The 16,365-nt window shown below is 69.7% G+C and carries 16 protein-coding genes and 1 pseudogene; 8 read left to right on the forward strand and 9 right to left on the reverse strand.

What is annotated here, in order from left to right; genetic code table 11:
* Positions 1-30: 30 nt before the first annotated feature.
* The 5 genes and pseudogenes from ACFYSH_RS25540 to ACFYSH_RS25560 all read right to left on the reverse strand — a co-directional run bounded on the left by ACFYSH_RS25540 (position 31) and on the right by ACFYSH_RS25560 (position 5,661).
* The gene (locus ACFYSH_RS25540; RefSeq protein WP_359465678.1) at positions 31-1,038 is read right to left on the reverse strand and encodes a LacI family DNA-binding transcriptional regulator; all 1,008 of its coding nucleotides are present in this window, start codon (positions 1,036-1,038) and stop codon (positions 31-33) included.
* A 189-nt stretch (positions 1,039-1,227) separates the two neighbouring features.
* Positions 1,228-2,196 (reverse strand): annotated as a pseudogene (locus ACFYSH_RS25545) (pectinesterase family protein); the annotation flags it as partial.
* A 204-nt stretch (positions 2,197-2,400) separates the two neighbouring features.
* Positions 2,401-3,207 (reverse strand): ATP-grasp domain-containing protein, encoded by an 807-nt coding sequence (locus tag ACFYSH_RS25550; protein ID WP_359465682.1) that lies wholly within the window; start codon positions 3,205-3,207, stop codon positions 2,401-2,403.
* A gap of 49 nt (positions 3,208-3,256) precedes the next feature.
* A complete protein-coding gene (locus ACFYSH_RS25555) occupies positions 3,257-4,708 on the reverse strand; it encodes a family 43 glycosylhydrolase (protein ID WP_388755533.1) in 1,452 nt (483 codons plus the stop codon).
* Positions 4,690-5,661 carry an arabinan endo-1,5-alpha-L-arabinosidase gene (locus tag ACFYSH_RS25560; RefSeq protein ID WP_359465685.1) on the reverse strand — a complete coding sequence of 324 codons (972 nt, stop codon included), beginning with the start codon at positions 5,659-5,661 and terminating at the stop codon, positions 4,690-4,692. Before ACFYSH_RS25560 ends, ACFYSH_RS25555 begins: the two co-directional genes overlap by 19 nt.
* A 490-nt stretch (positions 5,662-6,151) precedes the next feature.
* On the opposite strand from ACFYSH_RS25560, the gene ACFYSH_RS25565 reads away from it, so the two are divergent.
* Entirely contained in the window at positions 6,152-8,104 is a 1,953-nt protein-coding gene (locus ACFYSH_RS25565) for a family 43 glycosylhydrolase (protein ID WP_388755537.1), read from the forward strand.
* 183 nt (positions 8,105-8,287) lie between these two features.
* Here ACFYSH_RS25565 and ACFYSH_RS25570 read toward each other — a convergent pair whose 3' ends face one another.
* Positions 8,288-8,569: a hypothetical protein gene (locus ACFYSH_RS25570; RefSeq protein WP_388755539.1), complete on the reverse strand. Its 282-nt coding sequence runs from the start codon at positions 8,567-8,569 to the stop codon at positions 8,288-8,290.
* Between the two features lie 279 nt (positions 8,570-8,848).
* Here ACFYSH_RS25570 and ACFYSH_RS25575 point away from each other — a divergent pair, with 279 nt between their 5' ends.
* The 3 genes from ACFYSH_RS25575 (at position 8,849) to ACFYSH_RS25585 (ending at position 10,531) form a co-directional block, all read left to right on the forward strand.
* A complete protein-coding gene (locus ACFYSH_RS25575) occupies positions 8,849-9,043 on the forward strand; it encodes a hypothetical protein (protein ID WP_359465690.1) in 195 nt (64 codons plus the stop codon).
* A 399-nt stretch (positions 9,044-9,442) separates the two neighbouring features.
* Complete coding sequence (locus ACFYSH_RS25580) at positions 9,443-10,042, forward strand: DinB family protein (RefSeq protein ID WP_359465691.1); 600 nt, start codon at positions 9,443-9,445, stop codon at positions 10,040-10,042.
* A gap of 45 nt (positions 10,043-10,087) precedes the next feature.
* Positions 10,088-10,531, forward strand: a complete 444-nt coding sequence (locus tag ACFYSH_RS25585) for a hypothetical protein (RefSeq protein WP_388755542.1) — start codon at positions 10,088-10,090, stop codon at positions 10,529-10,531.
* Positions 10,532-10,636: 105 nt separating this feature from the next.
* On the opposite strand, the gene ACFYSH_RS25590 is transcribed toward ACFYSH_RS25585, so the two are convergent.
* Positions 10,637-10,990 (reverse strand): antibiotic biosynthesis monooxygenase family protein, encoded by a 354-nt coding sequence (locus ACFYSH_RS25590; protein ID WP_388755545.1) that lies wholly within the window; start codon positions 10,988-10,990, stop codon positions 10,637-10,639.
* A 130-nt stretch (positions 10,991-11,120) separates the two neighbouring features.
* The gene (locus ACFYSH_RS25595; protein WP_388755548.1) at positions 11,121-12,014 is read right to left on the reverse strand and encodes an NADP-dependent oxidoreductase; all 894 of its coding nucleotides are present in this window, start codon (positions 12,012-12,014) and stop codon (positions 11,121-11,123) included.
* Between the two features lie 70 nt (positions 12,015-12,084).
* Between ACFYSH_RS25595 and ACFYSH_RS25600 the strand changes: the two genes are divergently transcribed.
* From ACFYSH_RS25600 to ACFYSH_RS25610, 3 genes are all read left to right on the forward strand, one after another.
* Entirely contained in the window at positions 12,085-12,663 is a 579-nt protein-coding gene (locus ACFYSH_RS25600; RefSeq protein ID WP_388755551.1) for a TetR/AcrR family transcriptional regulator, read from the forward strand.
* A gap of 165 nt (positions 12,664-12,828) precedes the next feature.
* A complete protein-coding gene (locus tag ACFYSH_RS25605; RefSeq protein WP_388755554.1) occupies positions 12,829-13,716 on the forward strand; it encodes an alpha/beta fold hydrolase in 888 nt (295 codons plus the stop codon).
* 76 nt (positions 13,717-13,792) lie between these two features.
* Positions 13,793-14,695 carry an SAM-dependent methyltransferase gene (locus ACFYSH_RS25610; protein ID WP_359465701.1) on the forward strand — a complete coding sequence of 301 codons (903 nt, stop codon included), beginning with the start codon at positions 13,793-13,795 and terminating at the stop codon, positions 14,693-14,695.
* A 183-nt stretch (positions 14,696-14,878) separates the two neighbouring features.
* On the opposite strand, the gene ACFYSH_RS25615 is transcribed toward ACFYSH_RS25610, so the two are convergent.
* Positions 14,879-15,508, reverse strand: coding sequence for a proteophosphoglycan 5 (locus ACFYSH_RS25615; RefSeq protein WP_359465702.1), 630 nt, complete (start codon positions 15,506-15,508; stop codon positions 14,879-14,881).
* Positions 15,509-15,691: 183 nt separating this feature from the next.
* On the opposite strand from ACFYSH_RS25615, the gene ACFYSH_RS25620 reads away from it, so the two are divergent.
* The gene (locus ACFYSH_RS25620) at positions 15,692-15,958 is read left to right on the forward strand and encodes a hypothetical protein (protein ID WP_388755562.1); all 267 of its coding nucleotides are present in this window, start codon (positions 15,692-15,694) and stop codon (positions 15,956-15,958) included.
* Positions 15,959-16,365: the final 407 nt, after the last annotated feature.

Below are 16,365 nucleotides of genomic sequence, written 5' to 3' on the forward strand. Positions count from 1 at the left end.
ACCCGTAAGGGTGAGCGGCCCTCGCGGCACTCAGGCCGGCGCCGGCCCGGTACTCGCACGCTCCGTCAGGACCGGCTTCAGCAGTTCCACCTCGTCCGTACCCCGGCCGGCGAGCTTGGCGACCACCTGCTCCACCGCACGGCGCCCCATCTCCTGGGCCGGGATGGCGACCGAGGTGAGCCGCACCGAGGCCTGCGTGGCGACCTGTTCGGGGCAGACGGCCACGACGGAGACGTCCTCGGGCACGGCGCGCCCCTGCTGCTGGAGCAGGTTGAGCAGGGGCTCGACGGCGGCTTCGTTCTGGACGATGAACCCGGTCGTTCCCGGCCGCTCGTCGAAGATCCGGCCCAGGGTGCCGGCCATCGCGGCGTAGCCACCCTCGCAGGGGCGGTGCAGGATGCGCACCCCGGCCGCCCGCGCGCCGGCCCGTATGCCGTCCACGGTCCGTTCGGCGAAGCCCGTGTGCCGTTCGTAGACGGCTGCCGCTTCGCCGATCACCGCCACCTCGCGATGACCGAGGCCGGCGAGGTGCTCCACGCAGAGCGCCCCGGTGGCCTCGAAGTCGAGATCCACACAGGTGAGCCCCGAGGTGTCGGCGGGCAGGCCGATGAGGACGGCGGTCCGCCCGGAGTCGCGGAGCAACGGCAGCCGCTCGTCGTGCAGTTCGACGTCCATCAGGATCATCGCGTCCGCCAGTGAGCTCCCCGCGATCCGGCGGACGGCGGCCGGTCCCTCCTCGCCTGTGAGCAGCAGCACGTCGTATCCGTGCGTCCGGGCGCTCGTGGCGACGGCGATGGCGATCTCCATCATCACCGGCACGTACATGTCCGTGCGCAGCGGCACCATCAGCGCGATGATGTTGGACCTGCTGCTGGCGAGGGCGCGCGCACCGGCGTTGGGGTGGTAGCCCAGCTGCTGGATGCTCTGCTCCACCCGCTCCCGGGTGGAGGCCGAGATCGACCGCTTGCCACTGAGGACGTAGCTCACCGTGCTCGCGGAGACTCCGGCGTGCTGGGCGACCTCGGCAAGCGTGACCATTCGGTTTCTCCCCTACAGTGGGCGACCGCAAGGGAGAGCGGGTGAAGCGCTTCGACAGCGCCTTGCTGTGCTCCCCATCGCACTCTGACATGCACAGACACCATGGAGCCTAGACTCGCTCACAGGTAGTGTCCAGAGTGCGAGTCGAAGCGCTTCGACCGCAGGGCACCACTCCTCGCATACCGTGACTCAGGAAGCCGAGGGTGTCCAGCCTGCCAGCCAGTCGGCTGTCTCCTGCTGCGCGGCCTGGGAGTCGCTGAGCTGCGGCCGGTCGCTGCTGGCGGAGCCGGCGCCGGGCCCGGTGTTCCTGTACTCCGCGAAACGGTCGTCCTTCCAGGAGAAGCCGCTCATGTCCGTCCACGGGGCGGACTTGACCGCTGCACTGAGGACCGTGCCGCGGAAGGTGGCCATCGGGTCGAGCGAGGCGTCACCGCCCGCGTGCCACGGTCGGCCGAGGTGGAAGGACGAGGCGGAGACATCTCCGTTGACGGTCGAGTCGGTGATCAGGAACCCCTTGCGGTCGGCGGCCGTGCTGGGGGCGGCGATGTAGCCGGCGGAGCTGCCGTCCCACCGCTTCTTCAGCGTGATGACCGACTTGTCGATCACGGCGGTGGCGCGTCCGAAGATGAAGTCGACGTTGCCGACGACGTAGGAGTTGGTCATGTGGACGCGGCCGAGTGTCGCCTTGGAGGCGGTGTCCAGCAGCAGGGTGTCCTGGTCTCCGGTGACGATCACGGAGTCGAGGAGGACCTTGTCCGCGGCGGTGCGCAGGGCGACGGCCTGGAGTCCGCTCATGTTCTGGTTGGCGGCCTCGTCGAAGTCGTTGGAGATCGTGAGGTTGCGGGCCTGGAAGCCGTTGGCCTCGGCCGCGACGGTGGCGCTGCCGCTGGTCCCGTAGGTCCCGGAGCCGTCGGGCTTCCGGGTGCCGGAGGCGTTGTTGTAGACGATGACGGTGTCCTTGCGGCTGGAACCGCTGCCCTGGAGGGTGACGTTCTGCTTGGTGGAGGGGATCTTGACCAGTTCACGGTAGGTCCCCGGCTTGATGGAGACGACCACCCGCGCCGTGTTGCCCGCGGGGATCGCGTTCACCGCCGCCTGCACGCTGGTGTACTGCCCGCTGCCGTCCTTGGCGACGGTGAGGGTCGTCGCCACCACCGCGCCGGACGCCGCTCCGGAGGTCTGGAGGGCCGTGACGGCCAGGACTCCGGCCGCACCTGCCGTCAGCGCCCTGCGGGGTCCGGGCCGGAGGGCTCTACGTCGTCGGTTCGCTGCCATGGCGTGATCCGTTCGGTCGGGAGGGAAGAGGTGGGGTTCCGGGAGGTAGTCGCCGCAGCCGCTCCGAAGGTTGCCGGGGTGGCTGCGTCACCTCCGCCGGAACCGGGTGTCCCGCGCCCGGACAGCCGTCCTGGGGCCCGCCGAGCGGAGCACCACGTCGAGGGCGCGGGCCGGGTCGGCGGCGTACACGTTGCTGAACCAGGCCATGTTGGCCTCGACCACCGCCCACCGCCCGTCTCCCCCGTCGCCAGGTCCGCGCATCAGCCCGACGTCGAGCACCACCCCGCTGGGCAGGGTGTCCGCGTGTGCCCCGGCCAGCCGTCCGGCGAAGGCGCGTACCGCGGGCTCGTCGGGGTGGCCTGTCAGCGGTGCCACGTCGAGCCCGCCGAAGGTGGCGTACTGCGAACCGGTCCGTATCTCCCCGTCCAGCAGGTGGAGCCGGAACTCCTTGACCCAGGTGACCACTTCGCTGACCTGGACGAGAGGGTCGCTCCGGGAGCCCGGGGGCGGCAGGGCGTCGCCGTCCGCGTACACGGCGGCCGGGAAGCTCTTGTCGGTGGGCGGCTTCACGAATAAGGGCCCAGGCGTGCGGCGGGCCTCGCTGAGCGGTACGCAGCGGACGTGGCGGCCGGTGTACGCGTACGGCAGCGCGTCGAGCCAGTCGTCGGCCGGCTCCAGGAGCGCGGTCCCGAGGAGTGCGGTCCCGAGGCCGCCGCCGGCGGAGTCGGCGAAGAGCGGCCCGCCGTAGTAGTGCGCCCGGGTGCCTGTCGGCGGCCGGGCTGGAAGTCCGTCGCGTGGCAGGACGGTCACGTCCATGCCACGCGCACGCGCCGCACCGGCCAGCAGGGCGGCCGTGGTGGAGCGGTGCGGCGCGAGGGCGAGGAGATCAGCCATGCCGCCGCAGCTTACGGGCGCAGGGCTCCGGGAGCTGCGGCGGCCTGCGTCAGGCCGGGTCGAGTTTCCACTGCTGGCAGGTGTTGTTCAGCCAGGTCCACTGCCGTACGTCGGCGCCGTCGGCCGTCGAGCAGTCCGCCACGTCGGCGACCTTCCCGGTGGCCTGGTTGACGATGCGCACCCAGCCGCCGGCCGCGGTGGCGACGAAGCGGAAGCGCTGGCAGGTGTTGTTCAGCCACGACCACTGTCGCAGGTCGGCGCCGTCGGCCGTCGAGCAGTCCGCCGTGTCGAGCACCTTGCCCGTCGCGACGTTCACCAGCCTGCTCGTGTCGTCCCCCCGGTCGTCGACACGCCACCGCTGCTTGGCGCTGCCGTCGCACGTCCACTGCCGGACGTCGGCCCCGTCGGCGGTCGACGCGCCGCTCACCTCGAGGCACTTGCCGGTGGCCCGGCTGACCACGGTGTACGCCGTCGGGGTCGCCGCCGTCTCACCGGAGGGCCCCGGCAGCGACGTGCCGAGGGCGACGGGTGTGCCAAGGTTCGGCGTTCCGTCGGAGTTCCAGCTGAACTTCTGTGCCCGCGCCGTCCGCCCGTTGTCGCAGCCGTCGGACGCCGAGTCGTTGGCGTGGTAGACGATCCAGCTCTCCGTACCGTCGGGTGAGGTGAAGAAGCCGTTGTGCCCCGGCCCGTAGACCCCGGCGGCGTCGTGCCGCTGGAAGACCGGGGTGGGCTTCTTCGTCCAGGAGGACGCGGAGAGCGGGTCGGAGCCGGTCAGCGTGAGCTGCCCCAGCTTGTAGTCGGGGGTCCAGCAGCCGCTGGCGGAGTAGACGATGAACGTCTTCCCGCCCCGCTGGAGCACCTCGGCCCCTTCGTTGACCGTGCCGCCCGACTTCTCCCAGTCGTAGGTGGGCCTCGAGATCGTCGAGAGGGAGCCGCTGAGTGTGTACGGGTTCGACATCGGCGCGATCACGAGGTTCTGCGTCCCGCCGCCGCTCGCACTGCCCAGCAGATACATCGACCCGTTGAGGGTGAGCACGCTCGGGTCCAGCATCCAGCCGCTGCCCAGCTGGTTCTTGTACGTGTACGGCCCCATCGGGTCCGTACCCGCGCTCTGCAGGACGTGCACGCGCTGCGTCGGGTTGTAGTCGGTGATGTTCTGGCCGGCCACGTAGTACAGGTACCAGCGGCCGCCCGCGTAGTGGAGCTCGGGTGCCCAGATGTTGCAGCAGCGCGAGGCGGCGTCGCCCTGCCACACCTGCACGCTCGGCGCGGTGGCGAGCCCGGCCAGCGTCGGCGACTTCCGCATGGTGATGACGTCGGTCCAACTCGTCGACACCAGGTGGTAGTTGCCGTCGTGGTACGAGATCCAGGGGTCGGCGCCCTTCTGCGCCTTGACCGGATTGGTGTACGGGCGGCCCTCGGCCGCCGACGCCGAGGTCGGCTGCCCCAGGGCGAGCGCCAGCAGGAGGGCGCTCAGCAGGGTCAGTAGGCGACGGGCCATCCGCTGCTCCAGTTCAGGAGGTTGACGCCGAGCTTGGGGGTGCCGTTGGCCTGGCCGTCGTAGTAGTGGTAGACGAGCAGGTCACCGTCGGAGTCCGCGAGGATCGACTGGCCGCCGGGGCCGATGTAACGGCCGTGCGACTCCATGACGGGCGTACCACCGTTGCTGAGCATGCTGACGCCGTTGCGGTCCTTGTAGGGCCCGGTGACGCTGGTCGCCCTGCCCACCTTGATCTTGTACGTCGAGCTGGTGCCGGCGCAGCAGGTGTCGTACGACGCGAACAGGTAGTAGTAGCCGTTGCGCTTGACGATGGAGGGCGCCTCGACGGCCTTGGTCCCGGTGGGCCGGGAGGCGAGCGAGCGGCGCGCGGTGTCCCCGGCGTACTGCTTGCCCGTGGACGGGTCGATCCGGATCATCTTGATCCCGGTCCACCAGGAGCCGAAGGACAGCCACCACCTGCCGTCGTCGTCCACGAACAGGTTGGGGTCGATGGCGTTGTAGTCGCTCGACGAGTTCGACGTGTAGACGATCCCGTAGTCGCTCCAGCTGCCGGCCTGTCCGGTGGTGGAGGCCGCCAGGCCGATGGCGGACGTGTTGGAGCCGAAGGACGAGACCGCGTAGTACATCAGGTACTTGCCGCCGTGGTACGAGATGTCGGGGGCCCAGGGGTCGGACGCCGAGGAGTAGTTCTTCCACCAACTGGGCTTGTTGGTGAAGGCGTTCCCGGAGCGGCCGAAGGCGGTGCGGTCGGTGGAGGTGCGGAGCTGGAGGCCCTCACCGGTCGAGTAGAGCAGGTACTGGCCGGAGGAGCTGCGGATCATGCTGGGGTCGTGGACGACGACGTCGCCGTTGACGACGCCGGGGTTGGGATAGGCGGACGCACTGCCGGGCACGAGGGCCAGCAGGAACGCGACGGGGAGTACGGCGAGGCTTCTCCTCAGAGTGCGGCTCACGAGGAAACTCCTTGTGGGTCGGGGGCGGGGTGCATCCCGCAGTCGCCACCGGCACCGCATCGGTTGCCGCGCGCCGCCTACTTTCTCCGAAGTGCCGGACGCCGTCCGACCTGCCGAACAGACATACGCGCAGGGGGAGTTGGCGCGCGACACGGATCCGCTGGTGCGGGCATGTGCCGTGGACCGGAAGTCCTTCCCACCGCCCGCGCTCGATGCGCGCGAGCGGGACGGATGCGTGCCCGCAGCTCTTCCGTCCCACCGTCGGGGTGGCGGCCGGCCGCCGGACGGGGGCAGCCCGAGCGGGGTGGACAGTGTCCCGCGCCCATGTTCTCATGCTGCACGTCGGTGGAATTTCCAACGTAGTACAAGCGGCGCGCCCTGAAGTGCCGTGCGTACCACGCCAGGCCCGCACCTCCCCCGCACACCCCCGACGTCTTGCCACGCACCTCGCCCGACAACGTTGTCGCCTACGAGAAAGGCCCTCCGCCTCATGGTGCGCACCCTCCGCAAGCTCTCTGTCGCCCTGACCGCCGCCGCCCTGCTGGCCGGCTTCTCCCCCTCCCTCGCAGGAGCCGAGCAACCGGCCGCCCCACGGGCAGCCGCCGCCGCACCTGCCCCGAGCACGGCCGAGGCGGGGAACCCACTCGTCGAAGGGTGGTACGCCGACCCGGATGTCGCGGTCTACGGGGACCGTTACTGGATCTTCCCCACCACGTCCCGCAGATACAGCGAACAGACCTTCATGGACGCGTTCTCCTCGACGGACATGGTCAACTGGACCAAGCACTCCAAGGTGCTGGACATCGCCGATGTCTCCTGGGCCCAGTACGCGCTCTGGGCACCCGCGCCGGTCTTCCGCGACGGCAAGTACTACCTCTACTTCGCCGCCAACGACATCCAGAACAACTCCGAGCACGGTGGGATCGGTGTCGCCGTCGCCGATCGCCCGGAGGGCCCGTACAAGGACGCCATCGGCGGTCCGCTGATCTCCCAGTTCCACAACGGCGCCCAGCCGATCGACCAGGACGTCTTCATCGACGACGACGGTCAGGCGTACATGTACTACGGCGGATGGGGCCACGCCAACGTCGTCAAGCTGAACCCGGACATGACCAGCCTCGGCACCTTCTCCGACGGATCGACCTACAAGGAGATCACCCCGGAGAACTACGTCGAGGGCTCCTTCATGTTCAAGCGCGACGGCACGTACTACATGATGTGGTCCGAAGGCGGCTGGACGGGCCCGGACTACTCGGTGTCGTACGCGATGTCCAACTCCCCGACCGGACCGTTCAAGAAGATCGACAGGGTGCTGGCCCAGGACCCGGCCGTCGCCCGCGGCTCCGGCCACAACTCGGTCCTCAACGTGCCCGGCACCGACATCTGGTACATCGTCTACCACCGGCGGCCGCTGAGCGAGACCGACGGCAACCACCGGGCCCTGGCCTACGACCGGATCCACTTCAACGAGGACGGCACGATCCGGCCGGTCACGATGAAGGTCAACGACAACTTCGACGACGGCAACGCCGTCGGGTGGCGTACGTACGGCGCCGCCGACTGGGCACCGAAGAACGGCGCCTACTCCGCCACCTCGGCCGCCGCGGGCTTGGCCCTCCAGGACACCGACTTCTCGGACCTGGTCTACGAGGCCGACGTGACCGTGCGCAACGGCCGCAGCGAAGCGGGGCTCGCCTTCCGCGTCACCCGGCCGGGGACCGGCACCGAGGGCTTCCACGGCTACTACGCCGCCATCAGCCGGAGCGGGCTGGTCCTCGGCAAGGCGACGGGGGACGAACGGACGCCGCTGGCGAAAGCGCGGCTGGCCGGAGCGGTCGGCAAGACCCACCGGGTGAGGATCGAGGCGATCGGCTCGTCCATCGAGGTCTACGTCGACGACATGGCCGAGCCGAAGATCAGCACGACGGACACCGGCTTCACCTCCGGCGCCAACGGCGTACACACTGCCCGGCTGTCGTCGAAGGGCGGCGCCGCAGCACCGGGGCCCGGCGTGCGCTTCGACAACGTCTCGATCCGCTCCAACGTGTTCAACTTCGAGGCGGCTGACGCCCCGAACCAGTTCATCCGGCACGCGTGGAGCCGCGGCCGGGTCGACCCCGACGTCACACCGTACGCCGACATGCAGTGGAAGGTCGTTCCCGGCCTGGCGGACCCGTCGGCGGTCTCACTGGAGTCGGTCAACTTCCCCGGCAGCTTCCTGAGGCAGCGGGACGGAGAGGTGTGGATCGGCACGCGCACGGACGACGCCGGCTTCCACGCGGACGCGACATGGCGACGTGTGCCCGGACTCTCCGACCGGTCCCTGACGTCCTTCGAGTCCTACAGCGAGCCCGGCCACTTCCTGCGGCACCGCGACGCGCTGCTGTACGCCGAGCGCGTCGCTCCCGCCGACCGGGCCGAAGCCACCTTCCGGGCCTGGTGACTCGGTGAGGTGAGGGTCCGGCCGGGCGGGAACGCCCGGCCGGACCCTCACCCGCGGGGCCGCGCATCCGTCTGTATCGGCCGGCCCGGGCGCGGCCTTGGCGCCGATGCGACCAGCCGAGTCGGGCAGCCTCTTCGGCGCGGGCACGCTGTGTCTCCCTCCTTGGTCGGCCCGTTCCGGAGGTCAGTCGTTTTCGACGTTGGCTCCGTGTCCGGTGCCGCATCCCTCGAAGACATTGGGGAATCCGTGGGTGATCACCAGGCCGTACGAGGTGGGGAGGTCACAGTCCTGGCTGGTCCACTGGATGGCGCCGAGCGTCCAGATGACGAACGCGATGACTGCGACGTAAGCGGTGAGGTTGTGTCGGGGCCGCCGCCCTCCGGGGTTCTCGTTGTGCGGGGTAGGGGGCTGGCCGCCACCGTTCCTCGGAGGTAACCAGGGTGCTTGCTGTCCGGGGGACGCCATCCGCCTTCGTCGTCTGCCATGCGCTGATTGTTGGGTGCAGCGGTGCGTATGGCCATAGTCAGCTTCAGCCATATCGGGCAGGGCACCGTGCGGACCGAGGCAGGGCTGCGCCGTGGGGTGCGCCTCGCGGCGCCAGATGAGCTCGGCCCTCGAGGTGGGCCGAACCGGACGTCAGCGATCGTCGATGCCCGCGCCGGTGACTCGTCTCCTTTCCTCCCTCGCACCGGATCGACGGAGAAACGCCGTAGCTGTGTCAGACCTCCGTTCTACAGTTCACCCATGGATATGAACGACCCGCAGCAAGTAGGTATCGCGTTCGCCGAGATCGCCCTCGGGGTCACGGTGAGCGATGGCCCGCCGGACCCGTCCTCGCCACTGGGCCGGGTGCGCGCCTTCACGGAGAAGTACGGGGAGGACGCGCTCAGACCTGAGCACTTCACAGCCGCCCGTGAGGGCCGCCCCCTGCTGCCGTAACGAGGTCGTGCAGAGCGGGGAGGGAGGGGGGTGGGATTACGGCAAGATACCTCCAGTCCCGAGCTGGATGCCGGGGCCTGTGCGACCCACCCCCCATGGCCGCGAGTCCCTCACGATCTCCGTCCGGCCCATCGAGGCCGTGATCGTATCTCGCGGTACTGACGACACAGCCGGTCCGAGGATTACGACCTCGGGGGGAAGAATGTGTGGTCGGGTCGTGTTGGTCTGGCGGTACGGCTGGTGGGTGATGCAGCAGGCCGTGGCGCGAGCGGGCACGAGTTCGGTGCTCGTGAGGCGACGGGTCGTGCGTCCGGCCGCGCGGTCCGAGACCAGGCCGGCCACGGCGAGGTGAGTCTGTTCGTAGTCCTCGCGGCGTCCCGTGCATGCGAGGATCGAACGATGAACAATCCCCGCCGTGAGCTACTGCGCTGGCAGTTCGACATGACCTGGTCACTGTTCACGTACCACCTGGAGCGGCTCGCGCCCGAGGACTTCCTGTGGGAGCCCACTGCCCTGACGTGGACAGTGCGCCCGGACAGCGCCGGCAACTGGCTGCCGGACTGGGCCGACACCGAGCCCGACCCCGTTCCCGTGCCCACCATCGGCTGGGTGAGCTGGCACATCGGCTGGTGGTGGAGCACTGCCATCGATCACGCGCAGGGACGTACTCCCCGGGAGCGTACCGACATCACTTGGCCCGGCGACGGACCGGCGACCGTCGCCTGGCTACAGGATCTGCGTACCCAGTGGCTGGCGGTCCTCGACGGACTCACCGACGCCGATCTGGACGCGGCCTCCACACTGCCGTGGCAGACCCCGCCGGACAACACCATCGGGCACATGATCGCGTGGCTGAACGCCGAGCTGATGAAGAACGTCGCTGAGATCGGGCAGCTGCAGCTGATCCGGGCGGCCTCGAAGTCGCCCAGTGGGCCGGTTGCACCCCCTTCTGCTATCGGTGCATCAGGCCGCCCGATCCCACCGGATGCCAAGCGGTAGTCCGTCCTGCGTAGTCACAGAGATGAGCGAAGAGAAGGTGACACGGTGCCGGTTCCGTTGATGGGTCTGCTGCTGCTCCTCTGTGTGGCTACTGCGGGAGCGGGCATCGTGGTCGCCGTGGTGGCGCTGAACAGCCCGTCCCGCACAGTGTCCGGATTCTTTGCGCTTCTCCCTTTGATCTTCGCTCCTGCGGCAGGGGCCGTGTACTGCTACGGCTGGTTCTCCGTTCATCTGGGAGGCCCCTTCCCGGAGTTGTGCGCTGAACGAACCACCGCCGGTGCCGAGTTGCGGAGCCTCGAGCAGGAGGAGTGGCCTCTGCGCAGTGCCTGTGTCTACTCCGACGGCTCAACGGTGGAGCACGTCTCCATGTCGGTGAACGTGCTCGTCTGTGTGCTGGCAGGCCTTGCCGTCGTCATGGTCGCTGCCAGGGCCTTCCGGTACCGGCGGACCCGGCAGCCTGCTCGAGGAGCCGTCGTTCGTCTCCCGTGATCAGCTACTGGGCGCGAGATGGGCCGCGCCGCAGCACGGCCACGCGACAGCTCTGTCGAAGACAAAAGGTGACGTCGGCCGGCCGGCTGTCACGCTCTGCAGGACCTACGGCCGCGTGAACCCGTGACTCCGCTCCACTTTCGCCACATGCAGTGTGTAGCTCTGGTACCACTCCGTTTGCCCACGCTTTTGCGCCGCGCGGTGCTCGGCGTTGGACCGCCACTCCGTGAGGGCGTCGGCGTCGCGGAAGTAGCCGACGGTGATGCCCAGCCCGCCAGGAGTCTGCGCGTGGTCCATCCCCAGGAAACCAGGGACCTCCTTCACCAAGTCTTCCATGCGTGCGTCGGTCTCGCTGTAACCGCTCTGCTCCTGGGTACGCACCGCGGTGAAGACCGCCACGTAGTACGGAGGTTCATGGACTTCGACAGGTGCGACGGACGGTCCCGGGTGATCGCTCATCACGCCACCGTAAGGCGGGACGCGCCGCAGGATCCAGGGCCCGTCACGCACGGGTTGTCGCCACTGCATCGATGCCCTCATGAGCCGCCCAGCCGCTTGATCAGCCGGGTGACCCGACCACGGAAGCGGCTCAGACGACCATGACCCGGCGCCCGCGCGTGTGACCGGCCTGGCTGTCGATGTGCGCCGCCGCGGCCTCGGCGAGCGTGTACGACTTCTCGACCGGAATGTGGAGCTTTCCCCGTGAGATGAGGTCGGCGGCCTCGGCGAGCGCATCCGGCACGCTCCCGGCCACGCCGGAGAAGCGGACACCGAGCTGCGGTGCGGCGAGATCGGCGATGGAGATCACCTTCTGCGGATCCCCGGTCAGCTCGACGAGCTCGCGGATCACGCCCGAGCCGGCCAGATCGAGAGCCGCGTCGACACGGCCGAGCTGTCGCACCCGCTCGGCCCAGCCCTCGCCGTACGTCGCGGGGGCGGCACCCAGGCCACGCAGATAGTCCTGGTTCGCGGCCCCGGCCGTGCCGATCACCGTGATGCCGCGCTCGCGGGCGATCTGCAGCACCGCCGAACCGACTCCCCCGGACGCGCCGCTGACCAGCAGCGTCTGCCCGGGCTGCACACCGACCTCGCGGATGACGCGCAGCGCGGTCTCCACCACGGAGGGGTAGCCGGCCGCCTCTTCGAACGTCAGCCCCTCGGGCATACGGGCCCAGGCCGACAGCACGGCGAACTCGGCATAGGTGCTCGAGCCTTCGCCGAACACGTGGTCGCCGGCCTCGACCCCTTGGACGCCCTCGCCGACCTCGTCCACCACCCCGGAGGCGTCGATCCCGACTCCGGAGGGCAATTCAGTCGGGTGGGCCCCCAGGACCTGGCCTTCTCGGACCCTCCAGTCGACGGGGTTCACACCCGCCGCCCGCACTGCGATGCGTATCCGGCCGGGACCCGCGTGGGGTTCCTCGGCGTCCATGAGGTGCAGAACGTCCGGACCGCCGAACTCGGCGAAGCTCACTTTCTTCATGCGGTCGACGGTAACACTAACCGTTAGCTTTTCGAAGCAGCTCCATTTTTGTGCCTGATAGTGTTATGGCATGACCGTGCCGACTGGACGCCGTGAGCGAAAGAAAGCCGCGACCCGCCAGAAAATCGCTGACACCGCCCTGCGACTCTTCCTGGAACGCGGCTACGACGCGGTGGGTATCCGTGACGTGGCCGCCGAGGCCGACGTGGCCGTCACCACGCTCTTCTCCCACTTCGCTTCCAAAGAGGCCCTGGTCTTCGAGCGGGACGACGATTTCGAGCAACGCCTCACGCTGGCGGTCACCGACCGAGCGCCGCACGAGCCGCTCATCCCCGCACTGCGCCGCGAGGTCCAAGCCCTGGTGCGTCATTGCACGGCGGACAGCGCCGCCCCGATCCGGCACATGATCGACGCGTCACCCGCCCTGCGTGAGTACGCGGACTCGATGCGACTGCGCCACGCAGAGGCGCTGGCCACGGCCATCGCCGCCGCTCCCGACCTGCGGCAGACCACGACGGCCTGCCGGACGATCGCACGGTTCGTGATCGACGCCTATGCGGTGGCCCGTGAGGCGGATGATCCGGAGGCCGCGGTGGACGAGATCTTCAGGATGATCGAGGCCGCCTGGGAGGTCACCTGCCCTGCGTGACGCGGTAGCCGTTTCAGCCGTCCCGAAAGGACCAACTTGCCTCTCGCCTCGTCCACATGGGCGGGGCGCAGGACTTCGAAGGTGTCGCGCTCGCCGTCTGCGCTACGGTGAGTTCGAGACGATACGTATCGGCTTACACGCAGTCCGCCCTTCAGGAGGAGCACCATGGACCACTTCATCGACGTGGCACCCGGCGTGCGCCTGTGGGCGGAGGAGCGGGGCCCCGCCGACGCACCTCCCCTGCTGCTCATCATGGGCGCGCAGGCCTCCGGCCTCGGCTGGCCGGACGGGCTGGTGGACGCGCTCGCCTCGCACCACCGGGTGATCCGCTACGACCACCGCGACACCGGCCGATCCACCTGGGCCTTCGACCAGCATCCGTACGCCGTCACCGACCTCGCCGAGGACGCGGTCACGGTCCTGGACGGCTTGGGCATCGACCGCGCCCACGTCGTGGGCATGTCCCTCGGCGGCATGCTCGCCCAACTGCTCATCGCCGACCATCCGGACCGCCTGCTCAGCGCGACCCTGATCGGGGCGTCCGCGCTGAGCACGGCCCCGTACGTGCAACCGGACGGCACACGCGTCCCGCCCGAGGAACTTCCCGGCATCGCGCCCCATGTCCTGGAGATCTGGGCCCGGCCGGCCGAGGAACGCGGCCCGGAGGGCGAGCTGGACGCCCGCGTCGCCCACTGGCGGGCGCTGGCGGGCGACCAGCTCCCCTTCGACGCGGAGAGCGCCCGCGCGCTGGAGCGGAGGATCATCGAGCACACCGGCCACCACCGCTCCAGTACCGCGCACGGCCGCGCCGACACCTCCGGCATGCTGCGCACCGAGGAACTGGCGAGGACCGACGTACCCACCCTCGTGATCTCGGCTCCGGCCGAACCGGTCTTCCCTCCCCCGCACCCGCAGCATCTCGCCCAGGTGATCCGCGGGGCGCACACCGTCGAGATCCCCGGAATGGGGCACGCGCTCCCCCAGGAAGTCCTCGCCCCGCTCACCGCCGCGGTCCTGGACCACACCGGCGCCGAGGACCACGCCCGCCGATAGGTGCGGGGCATCGGCAAGTCGGCCCGCACGTTAGGTTGTTGGCCACCACTCAGGTTTGCACTGCCAGGAGACGCCCGTGCCCGGTGACACCCTCGACCAGGACCCCTCGGAGCTGAGAAGGAGGATCGACAGCAGCAAGGCGCACCCGGCCCGCGTCTACGACGTCTTCCTCGGCGGCAAGGACCACTACCCTGCGGATCGCAACGCGGCCGCCGCCGGGCTCGCCGCCAACCCGCGCGGCTACCTCGACGTACGGCACAACCGCGACTTCCTGCGGCGCGCCGTCACCACGCTGGTCGAGGAGGACGGCATCCGCCAGTTCCTCGACATCGGCACCGGCCTGCCGACCGCAGAGAACGTGCACCAGATCGCCCAGCGCACCGCCCCCGAGACACGGGTGGTCTACGTCGACAACGACCCGGTCGTCCTCGCCCACGCCCGCGCCCTGCTCACCAGCGGTCCCGAGGGACGCACGGACTACATCGACGCCGATCTGAAGAGCCCGGCGCAGATCATCGAACAGGCCGCGCGGACCCTCGATTTCAGCCGCCCCGTCGCGCTGTGCCTCGTCGCGATCCTGCACTTCGTCGAGGACGAGGAGGCGTACCCGATCGTCCGTGAGCTGATGGGCGCGCTGCCCGCCGGCAGCCGGCTCGTCCTCAGCCACCTCACCGACGACCTCAACCCGGAGAACATCCGCGCGGTCCAGCGCACGTACACGGAGCGGGGTTTCACCTTCGTGCTGCGTAACCACAAGGACGTCGGACGCTTCTTCACGGAGGCCGGGCTGGAGCTCGCCGCCCCCGGGGTCGTTCCGGTGCACCACTGGCGCCCGGACCACGCGGCCCCGGTGCCCGAGCAGCCCGAGGAGTCCTACCTGGCGGGTCTCGAAGACATCGAGAAGGTCCGGTACCACGACATCAACGACGTCACGGACGCCGACATCAACGTGTACGGGGGCCTGGGCGTCAAGGCCTGACGCCCGTCCGGCGTGAAGCGCCGTCGGCACGGCCACCGGGCGAAAGGTGACGGGCCCGCCCTCCCCGCGGGGCCGTGTGCGGGCATCCACCGAGGAATGCGGTGAAGGCACCCTCAGGCCGGAGCACTTCCAGCCGCGGACCTGGTGAGACGGTCCGGCCTTCGCGGGACCGCGCACCGGCGATCAGACCGCGAGGAACGCGCGGGCCGCCGCCGCACCGGCCTCCGCGTCCCAGCCGGCGGAGGGGCCGACGGCCGCCACCAGTCCGGCATCGGCCTCGCCGTCGGCGGCTATCAGCGCGTCGATCGCCTCATAAGCGGGCCTGCCTCCCTCCGAGTCAGGCATGCGCTGGACGGTGGCGAGGATCTTCCCCCTGGTCAAGGCTGTGGCGAGCACGGGCAGCCCCACACTCGTGAATCCGTCGTCCAGGTCGTACTCCGCGCGGCGCCATGCGCCGCCGTCGAAGCCGTACACGAAGCCGAGGAAGAGCTCCGCGTCCCGGACCCTGCGGACGGGCGGCTCCCACCAGTCCGGCGCGCCGGCCAGCAGGTCGGTCTCCTTCTCCTCGAAGAAGTCGGACGCCTCGGCGTAGAAGGTCTCGGAGTCGTTCCGGTCCTGCCCGAGCAGCACCGCGCGCCCCTCGTCGAGGTGGTGCAGATCGGCCCAGCTGCCGTGCCCGTCGTCGTAGTGCCAGAGCGGCCAGAGTGCCCGGCACCGCTCGCCGTGCCCGGAGGCGGCCAGCACGGCGGCGAGGGCCGCCCAACGCCCTCGCAACGCCATCGGGTCGGGAAGGTCGAGCTGCACCAGGGCCACGGCCGGCTCCTCACGGTGGTCGAGTGACGGGTAAGCCCTTCGGGTGCCCGGAAAACAGCGTTCGTCACGCACCATGGCCCTCCCGCCACAGGACGCACGGGCCATCGCTACGGGGTTTGGCCCGCAACGCGGTTGTCCGTCGGATCAACGTCTCAACGCCCTCACACGGGGTACCGAGGAGGCATGGCTTTCGTGAAGCGTGTTGCTCTTGCTCCTCGTGCGGTGCGGCAGCTGCGGCGCGTCCGCTCGGTCTACGTGACGGGGATGCTGCTCTCCGCCCTCGGCCTGCTCTCCTACGGCGATTCAGCGGCGGGAGGCAGACAGACGATGATCGCAGCCGTCTTCCTCGCGGTGTTCGCCGCGCTCCTGACGCTGACCGCGGTGCAGCTGTGGCGGCACGGGCGGACCGAGCACTGCAGTACGGCGAAGAAGCTCACGCCGCTCGCCTGACAACTGGCATTTCAGCCGGACTGCGGTGTATGTCCTGGTCAGCGGCTTGAACGTGGGATTGCAGTGGGGTGCCGGGTGCGGGGCGGGTTCGCCTGGCCTGCTCCGCGACCGAGTGACCGCGCCGTGCGTAGTGCCGGCGGCGGGTCCGGGCCTGGTGTCCGCGACGCCGTCTCGACCAGTTCGTCGCGTGGTCGCCCCGTAGGGCAGGAGAGTCGTTGCCGGGTGGGGTCGTCGCCGCCGAACTCCCGGATGGCCGGCACATGACTCGCCGGACACTGCCTACTCCATGGGTGACCGGACGAGCAATCGCCGGTCCCGCCGGCTGATCCGCCCCGACGCGGAAGGGTGCGACAGCGACCCCCCGAGTGAGGCTGCAAACCCCTACATTGGTCCTGGGATCACTATCT

This window comes from Streptomyces sp. NPDC005791 (genome assembly GCF_042871485.1).
In the GTDB taxonomy this organism is placed as follows: Bacteria; Actinomycetota; Actinomycetes; order Streptomycetales; family Streptomycetaceae; genus Streptomyces.

What these genes read in the sequence shown, in the direction of transcription:
- ACFYSH_RS25540 (WP_359465678.1), bottom strand. Translation starts at nt 1,038, where the DNA reads ATGGTCACGCTTGCCGAGGTCGCCCAGCACGCCGGAGTCTCCGCGAGC.
- ACFYSH_RS25550 (WP_359465682.1), bottom strand. Translation starts at nt 3,207, where the DNA reads ATGGCTGATCTCCTCGCCCTCGCGCCGCACCGCTCCACCACGGCCGCC.
- ACFYSH_RS25555 (WP_388755533.1), bottom strand. Translation starts at nt 4,708, where the DNA reads ATGGCCCGTCGCCTACTGACCCTGCTGAGCGCCCTCCTGCTGGCGCTC.
- ACFYSH_RS25565 (WP_388755537.1), top strand. Translation starts at nt 6,152, where the DNA reads ATGGTGCGCACCCTCCGCAAGCTCTCTGTCGCCCTGACCGCCGCCGCC.
- ACFYSH_RS25570 (WP_388755539.1), bottom strand. Translation starts at nt 8,569, where the DNA reads ATGGCGTCCCCCGGACAGCAAGCACCCTGGTTACCTCCGAGGAACGGT.
- ACFYSH_RS25575 (WP_359465690.1), top strand. Translation starts at nt 8,849, where the DNA reads ATGGATATGAACGACCCGCAGCAAGTAGGTATCGCGTTCGCCGAGATC.
- ACFYSH_RS25580 (WP_359465691.1), top strand. Translation starts at nt 9,443, where the DNA reads ATGAACAATCCCCGCCGTGAGCTACTGCGCTGGCAGTTCGACATGACC.
- ACFYSH_RS25590 (WP_388755545.1), bottom strand. Translation starts at nt 10,990, where the DNA reads ATGAGCGATCACCCGGGACCGTCCGTCGCACCTGTCGAAGTCCATGAA.
- ACFYSH_RS25595 (WP_388755548.1), bottom strand. Translation starts at nt 12,014, where the DNA reads ATGAAGAAAGTGAGCTTCGCCGAGTTCGGCGGTCCGGACGTTCTGCAC.
- ACFYSH_RS25600 (WP_388755551.1), top strand. Translation starts at nt 12,085, where the DNA reads ATGACCGTGCCGACTGGACGCCGTGAGCGAAAGAAAGCCGCGACCCGC.
- ACFYSH_RS25605 (WP_388755554.1), top strand. Translation starts at nt 12,829, where the DNA reads ATGGACCACTTCATCGACGTGGCACCCGGCGTGCGCCTGTGGGCGGAG.
- ACFYSH_RS25620 (WP_388755562.1), top strand. Translation starts at nt 15,692, where the DNA reads ATGGCTTTCGTGAAGCGTGTTGCTCTTGCTCCTCGTGCGGTGCGGCAG.